Raw genomic sequence first — 7,096 nt, 5'->3', positions numbered from 1 at the left:
AGGGAAGAAACGGGAGCCTTCGCTTAAGATGGTGCTGCCCCTTTTCATCCTGGCCGCAGGGGCGCTGCTCATGGGCGTGTTTCCGGGCAGCCTGATTACATTTCTTGGAAACATAGCGGCAGCGGTCGTATAAGGAGGTGGGGACATGAACGAAACGTTTTTAATCATAGCCGTGGTTTTTCCGATCGTGACAGCGGTCTTTATTCCGCTCATTCCGTTTCGGAAACGCGCGCACATGGAAGTCTATATCGAAGCCGTGGTCCTGCTGACTTCGGCCCTTGTCCTCCTGCTTTTGTTTAACCGGCCGGGGGAACTGGTGCTGCTGCAGTTTTCAGAGAAGGTGTCCTTTGCTTTGAAAATCGACGGGATGGGCATGGTGTTTGCGGGGCTGGTCTCGGTCCTGTGGCCCATTGCCACCTTGTATTCCTTTGAGTATATGTCTGCGGAAGAGCGGGAGCAGCCGTTCTTCATGTTTTATACCATGACCTATGGGGTGACCCTGGGCATTGCTTTTTCAGCCAACATCGTGAGCATGTATTTCTTCTACGAGATGCTGACCCTGGTGACCATCCCGCTGGTGCTCCATACCTTTACCCGGGAAGCGGTCCTTGCGACCAGGAAATATATTTATTTCTCCATCGGCGGGGCGGCCCTGGGGTTCATGGGGCTGGTCTTTTTGGTCCGCTATGGGGGCCCCGGCGGGTTCACCCTGGGGGGGATCCTCCAGGGGCATACGGCAGGCCTTGGGATGGACCTGGCGCTGCTGCTCTATGTGGCGGCGTTTTTAGGCTTCAGCATCAAGGCGGCCATGTTCCCTTTTTATTCCTGGCTTCCGGATGCGGGCGTGGCGCCTACGCCGGTGACCGCGCTGCTGCATGCGGTGGCGGTGGTAAAGGCGGGGGCATTTGCCGTGATCCGGCTGACCTATTACTGTTTTGGCACGGAGCTTCTGCGGGGGACCTGGGCACAGAACGTGGTAATGGCCCTGGCCATGTTCACGGTGGTGTTCGGCTGCAGCATGGGCGTGAAGGAGACGCACATGAAGCGGCGGCTGGCCTTCTCTACGGTGAGCAACCTGTCCTACATCATCTTTGGGGCTACGATCATGACGCCGGCGGGCCTTTTAGGCGCGCTGTGCCATATGGTGTTCCATGCGGTCATGAAGATCAGCGCTTTTTTCTGCGCCGGATCCATCATGCACCAGACCCACAAGCACTATATCTATGAGATGGACGGTTTTGGGCGGAAAATGCCCTGGGTGTACGGGGCCTTTACGGTGTCGGCCATCGGGATGATGGGGGTGCCCGGGGGGTGCGGGTTCATCAGTAAATGGTACCTGGCAAAGGGGGCCTTAGAAAGCGGGAACCACCTGGCCTGGATCGGGGTGGGGTGCCTGCTGGTGTCGGCGCTTTTGACGGCCATCTATATGATGACCATCGTGGTAAGGGGCTTCTTCCCGGAGAAAGGGTTTGATGAGAAGGCCCTGGCGGGGGTGAAGGACCCCAGCTGGCAGATGGTCCTGCCCCTGCTGCTGTTTTCCCTTGCGATCATCGGGTTCGGGCTGTACAGCACGCCGCTTACGGATTTCCTGGCGAAGGTTGTGACGGGCGTGTATTAGAGTGGATAACCGGAAGGCTTTTGTGAAAAGGCCGGTGTGTTTTTGAAGACGGTAACCGGTGAATTTGAGGAAGCAGTAACCGGTGGATTACAGGAGGTTGAGAATGAGGTATTTTAGGAGGTGGCACGCATGAATGGAATCCAACTGGCAGTCCCGGTGTTTTATCCCATGGCCGGGGCGCTGCTGACCTATCTGATCGGGAGGAAATCCAAGGAGGGACGGAATTACTTTGCGGATTTCATCGTCATTACGGAATTCCTGCTGCTGCTCTATGGGGCATTGCGCCTGCAGGGGAGCGAGGGCATCCTGGAGGGGATCTGCGGGATGGGCCTGCATTTCAGTATGGACGGCTTCCGGGGGATCTACGCGGTGGTGGCCGGGTTCATGTGGATGATGACCATTGTATTTTCGCGGGAGTATTTCAGGCATTACCGGAACCGGAACCGGTATTACTTGTTCCAGCTGGTGACCCTGGGGGCTACCGTGGGAGTTTTCCTGTCCGCGGATTTATATACCACGTTTCTGTTTTTTGAGATCATGTCCTTTACGTCCTACGTGTGGGTTGCACAGGATGAGAGGAAGGAATCCTTAAGGGCCGCCCAGACTTACCTGGCAGTGGCGGTGATCGGGGGCATGGTGCTGCTGATGGGGCTGTTCCTGCTCTACACGTCCGTGGGCACGCTGGAGATCGGGGCGCTCTATGAGGCCTGCCAAAGTTATCCGGATAAAAGGCTGCTTTATATAGCCGGGGGCTGCCTGCTGTTCGGGTTCGGGGCGAAGGCGGGCGCCTTCCCGCTCCATATCTGGCTGCCCAAGGCCCATCCGGTAGCGCCGGCGCCGGCTTCCGCCCTGCTGTCCGGTATCCTGACTAAGGCGGGGGTATACGGGATCCTGGTGGTCAGCTGCTACATGTTCTACGGGGACGAAAAGTGGGGCAGCCTGATCCTGGCCCTGGGCGTGGTGACCATGTTTGGGGGCGCGGTGCTGGCAGTCTTTTCCGTGGATTTAAAACGCACCCTGGCGTGCTCGTCCATGTCCCAGATCGGGTTTATCCTGGTGGGGACGGGGATGCAGTGCCTGCTGGGGGAGGAAAACGGGCTGGCAGTGCACGGGACCTTCCTGCACATGATGAACCACTCCCTGATCAAGCTGGTGTTATTCATGGCGGCGGGCGTAGTGTTTATGAACACGCACCAGCTGAACCTGAATGAGATCCGTGGATTTGGGCGTAAGAAACCGTTCTTAAACCTGGCCTTTCTGATGGGGGCCTTAGGGATCGGGGGCATCCCGTTCTGGAACGGGTATATCAGCAAGACCCTGCTCCATGAGAGCATTATCGAGTATTCCAAGGCCCCGGTGTTTGTGTTTGTGGAATGGATGTTCCTGATCAGCGGGGGGCTGACGGTGGCGTATATGCTGAAGCTGTATGTGTCGGTGTTCTGGGAGAAGAATGCGGACCCGGCAAGGCAGGCGGAATTTGACGGCATGGGAAAGCACTACATCAATAAGCAGAGCATGGCGGCGATTGGCGTGAGCGCGGCAGTCCTGCCGGTGCTGGGGATGACGCCGGTGAAAACGATGGAAGCGCTGGCAGGTGCGGCCCAGGGCTTTATGCGGATGGAAGGGGAGGCACATATCCCCCACTTCTTCAGCATGGAGTGCTTAAAGGGGGGGCTGATCTCGATCGCCATCGGGGCCCTGGTGTATCTGCTGGTGATCCGGAGGGTGTTCCTGCGCAAGAAGGAAGGGGGCGCCAGCACCTATGTGGATGCGTGGCCGAAATGGCTGGACCTGGAGAACCTGGTGTACCGTCCGCTGATCCAGGGGGTGCTGCCGTTTATCGGGATCTTTGTGTGCCGGATCGGGGATTCGCTGGTAGACGGCCTGGTGGTGGCGCTTAGGAAGACGCTGTATAGGGACCGGAAGATTCCTTACCGTACGGGGTCGCTGCCGAAAGTGGACACGGCCATCGGGAAGCTGCTGGACCAAGGCGCGGCGTACTTAAAGAAGCAGGAGGAGAATGTGTCATACCGTAGGAAGCTGGGGATCCGTGCGCTGGAGAGGAAGGAAAGCCGGGATATGATCCGTTACAGCCTTTCATATGGGCTGCAGCTGGCGGGGATTGGGATGATCCTGATCCTGGTGTATCTGCTGCTGTAGGGCAGTGTGAAAAGTTATGGTGTTATAGGAGAGCAAACCGGGAGAACAGGCTGGAGAGTGTCTGTTTTCCCGGTTTGTTTCGTCAGGAGGGTATCTACATCCTTTGTTAAAAGGCCATTCCATATCTCGATACGTATTCCTTACAGTCACACAAGCGATGCTGCTTCCGCTGTTTGTGTGCAATATTCACTAGGCAATTATTGATATTTTATTTACATTAAAAGCAAGTGTAAATTGATGAGAAGCTGATGGTGGCAGGAGTACTTTTTTATAATAGTATACCTGATGCAGCAAGGCAGCCGGCAGGAATAAATGGGTGAAGGCCATTTATTATAAAGGGAAACAATGAAACAAGATTAGAGCGTCCTTGATAATTCATAGCGTCTATCTGACCGCCCTGCTCACCCGGGCACATGAATTATCAAACATACTCTGTCAGAGAAAGGAATGGTAGCAGAAGATGAGAGAAGTAAAAGAAGTTGTTAAGAAGTTTACTCCGGAAGAAATTAAAGAATATCTGAACCGTATAGGAATGTCTCCGGTAGAAAAACCTACCAAAGAGGCGCTGGATGAGATAATCTATCGCCAACAATGTTCACTTCCATTTGAAAATTTAGACAGTTTTGATTTACATAAGGAAGTGTGCCTTGATCCTGACTACGTATTTCAGAAAATTATTCGGGGAAAAAGAGGCGGATACTGCCTGGAACTGAATGGGTTATTATATCGTCTGCTCATTAGTCTCGGGTACGATGCAAGATTATGTTTTGTAAGGGTTTTACTGGGATCGGATGACTTTACGACTTGGGCGGATCACAGAGCGATAATCGTAACTCTTGATGGAGCAGAATATTTCTGCGACGGCGGCCTCGGAGGTCCAATGCCTGCAGGTGCATTAAAGATTGACACCGACGAGTGGCAGACTTATAAAAAAGAGTCATTCCGAGTTCTGCCCAGTATAAAGGGGTGGTATGAAGTGCATCGGAAAACCCGTATCAGCCAGCAAGTAGGAAGGGAAGATGCAGCGGAGAGAATAGAAATACTGTTTTCCGATGTCGCATGCTTTAGTTCTGATTTTGCCTTCTTGAACTATTTTCAGTCGACATGTAAAGATGCGCGTTTCTGTACACTAAGAGTTATAAACATACGTACCGAGGACGGGTACCGCACGCTTGTCAATGATGAGTATAAAGAAGTGTCAGAAGATAACGTAGTAATCGAGCCGGTTGGCGGACGCTTAAAAGAAGTGCTAAAAGAAAAGTTTGATATTGAGATTGAGTTATAGATGTAGGGAGTTTTATGGCGGGTGAGGGACGACCTGGAAAACGGACATAGGGGTGTGCGGATACGGGTTTTGGCTGTAAGCCAGAGTAAAGGAAAAAGGAAGAAAAAATGCGGCGACCGTGGCCACATCGCCCAAAGCCTTGATGGCTTTGCGAGCTGGGGCCAGGAAAAACGGTGATTCGGGATCACCGTTTTTGCCCCATTTTTTCTTCCTTTTTTCTTAACTCTGACTAACAGCCAAAAGACGCATCCGTACACCCCCATGTCCGTTTTCCAGGTCTGGCGCATCAACGCGGTAAGACGGCTACATTTTTAAGGGATCTGGGCGGGAGTGGCGGATGTGTATTTACTATAATAAAGGGTATACAAGTAAGATGTGTATTGGGGATTATCTATGGTTTTATCCTATTCTTAGCTATTTAATTATGACATAATATTTATTATCTATACATACATCATATATGGAAGAAACCCCTCAACTGTAAGGTTCGAACAAACCACACAACGGACAATTCAAAGCCCCGCTCTAAATCCCGGATAAAGTACTGCACGGTCATACACCATCCGCTGTCCCCGATTATGCATCCCGTAGGGATTGCACCATACCTGCCGTCCGGATGCGCCAAGCCTGCCAGGGAGGGAGACGGGGGCGGAGGGAGGCGTACAGCCTGTTTGAAGTGACCAGTCAGGAGATAGGTAAGTCTTTTGTTTCAGGAGATAGGTAAGTCGATTCAACAGGTGGTAAGTCGAATTGTTAATTAGTATCAGTTTAAAACATCCATTGCCGTTATACAAGCGGTTTTTGTATCAAGCATACCAAGTGGAAAGTCGTGAAGCCAAATGATATATGTTTTATCACCGTTTGGCTGCACTCCTACCTGTAAGCCTCGAAGTGATGAACTTACAGAATACAGTGTTTTGTTGATTTTTACTTCTCCATGTTTGTTAATCTTTCTTGGCAGGTAACCAATCGGATATTCCAGTTCTGCTAACGCTTCTTCGTATAGCAGAGTAGATTTTTTATAAAAATCGGATGGAGTACTCATTTGTAAGGCTTCATGTGGGCGGATGTTGTTGTATTCTTCCACCCACAAATCAATGGCGGCTTGATTGGCCTCTCTGCCACCAGGTATTTTTCCTTGAATCTCCCTACTTATATCTGCATGCATGCGTTCGTGGGCACCATTTTGCGTTGGACAGCCTGGATCGGTACGATCCGGAAGAATGCCAAGAGACATCCACCATGCGCTTAAGGTTGTCAAACCAAGGAAGCCATTTGAGGAAGCAAAAGGAGTACCATTATCACTGCGAATGATTTTGGGAAGTCCGTAGTGATAGAATAATTCTTCAAATACAGCTTTGACAGCATCAGCAGTTGTTCTCTCCATCAGGCGGATGGTAAGAATGTATCGGCTGTGCAGATCACGTACGGTCAGTGGAACACAGCGTTCCCCCTGGGACATCCACCAGCCTTTAAAATCAACGGTCCAGACATCATTGGGCTGAAGAGCTTCCAACTTATTACGCAGCTTGGAAGCAGTTGGATCGGGATGCCGAAAGCGTCGTTTGGGAATCAACCCAGCTTTTCCCAAAATGCGATAAATACTACTCTCAGATGGTGTTGGCGACTCTGGATAAGCGCTCTTGTAAAGAACGGCCAGTTTCTTAGGCCCCCAGGCCGGATGAGCGGAACGCATTTTAATTAAACGAATGACGGTATCTTCATCCAGCTGATTCGGAGAATTAGAAGGGGCCCTGCTCTGATCCGCGAGGCCGGAGAAGCCAAATTCCAGAAAGCGGTTTTTCCACTTATGTCCAGTTTTTTCTGAGATTCCAAACTTTTGACAGAGAGCCTTAAAGCTATCAGTTCCACATAGATATTCTGTAATAAATTGTTTACGTTGTTCCATAACAGAGGTCTCCTTCCATGGCATACAGAAACACCTTCTTTCGTTGGTTATTTCTGTATAGTTTAACATTTGGACTTACCTATGTCCTGAAACTTTTTACTTACCTATGTCCTGAAACTGGACA

Annotated in this window: 4 protein-coding genes; 3 read left to right on the top strand and 1 reads right to left on the bottom strand. The window is 51.3% G+C overall.

Annotated elements, in window-relative coordinates; translation table 11 throughout:
• Positions 1-145 precede the first annotated feature (145 nt).
• The 3 genes from GKG43_RS22540 (at position 146) to GKG43_RS22530 (ending at position 5,063) form a co-directional block, all read left to right on the top strand.
• The gene (locus GKG43_RS22540; protein WP_129880118.1) at positions 146-1,618 is read left to right on the top strand and encodes a proton-conducting transporter membrane subunit; all 1,473 of its coding nucleotides are present in this window, start codon (positions 146-148) and stop codon (positions 1,616-1,618) included.
• 129 nt (positions 1,619-1,747) lie between these two features.
• Positions 1,748-3,778: a complex I subunit 5 family protein gene (locus tag GKG43_RS22535; RefSeq protein ID WP_025657858.1), complete on the top strand. Its 2,031-nt coding sequence runs from the start codon at positions 1,748-1,750 to the stop codon at positions 3,776-3,778.
• 460 nt (positions 3,779-4,238) lie between these two features.
• Positions 4,239-5,063: an arylamine N-acetyltransferase gene (locus GKG43_RS22530; RefSeq protein ID WP_055152688.1), complete on the top strand. Its 825-nt coding sequence runs from the start codon at positions 4,239-4,241 to the stop codon at positions 5,061-5,063.
• Between the two features lie 763 nt (positions 5,064-5,826).
• Here the strand turns inward: GKG43_RS22530 and GKG43_RS22525 are convergent.
• Positions 5,827-6,972: a DDE-type integrase/transposase/recombinase gene (locus tag GKG43_RS22525; RefSeq protein WP_055154536.1), complete on the bottom strand. Its 1,146-nt coding sequence runs from the start codon at positions 6,970-6,972 to the stop codon at positions 5,827-5,829.
• Between the last annotated feature and the right edge of the window lie 124 nt (positions 6,973-7,096).

Source organism: Eubacterium sp. BIOML-A2, assembly GCF_009680135.1.
GTDB classification, from domain to species: Bacteria; Bacillota; Clostridia; order Lachnospirales; family Lachnospiraceae; genus Faecalicatena; species Faecalicatena contortus_B.
This window is presented reverse-complemented; position numbering and strand designations above follow the sequence as displayed.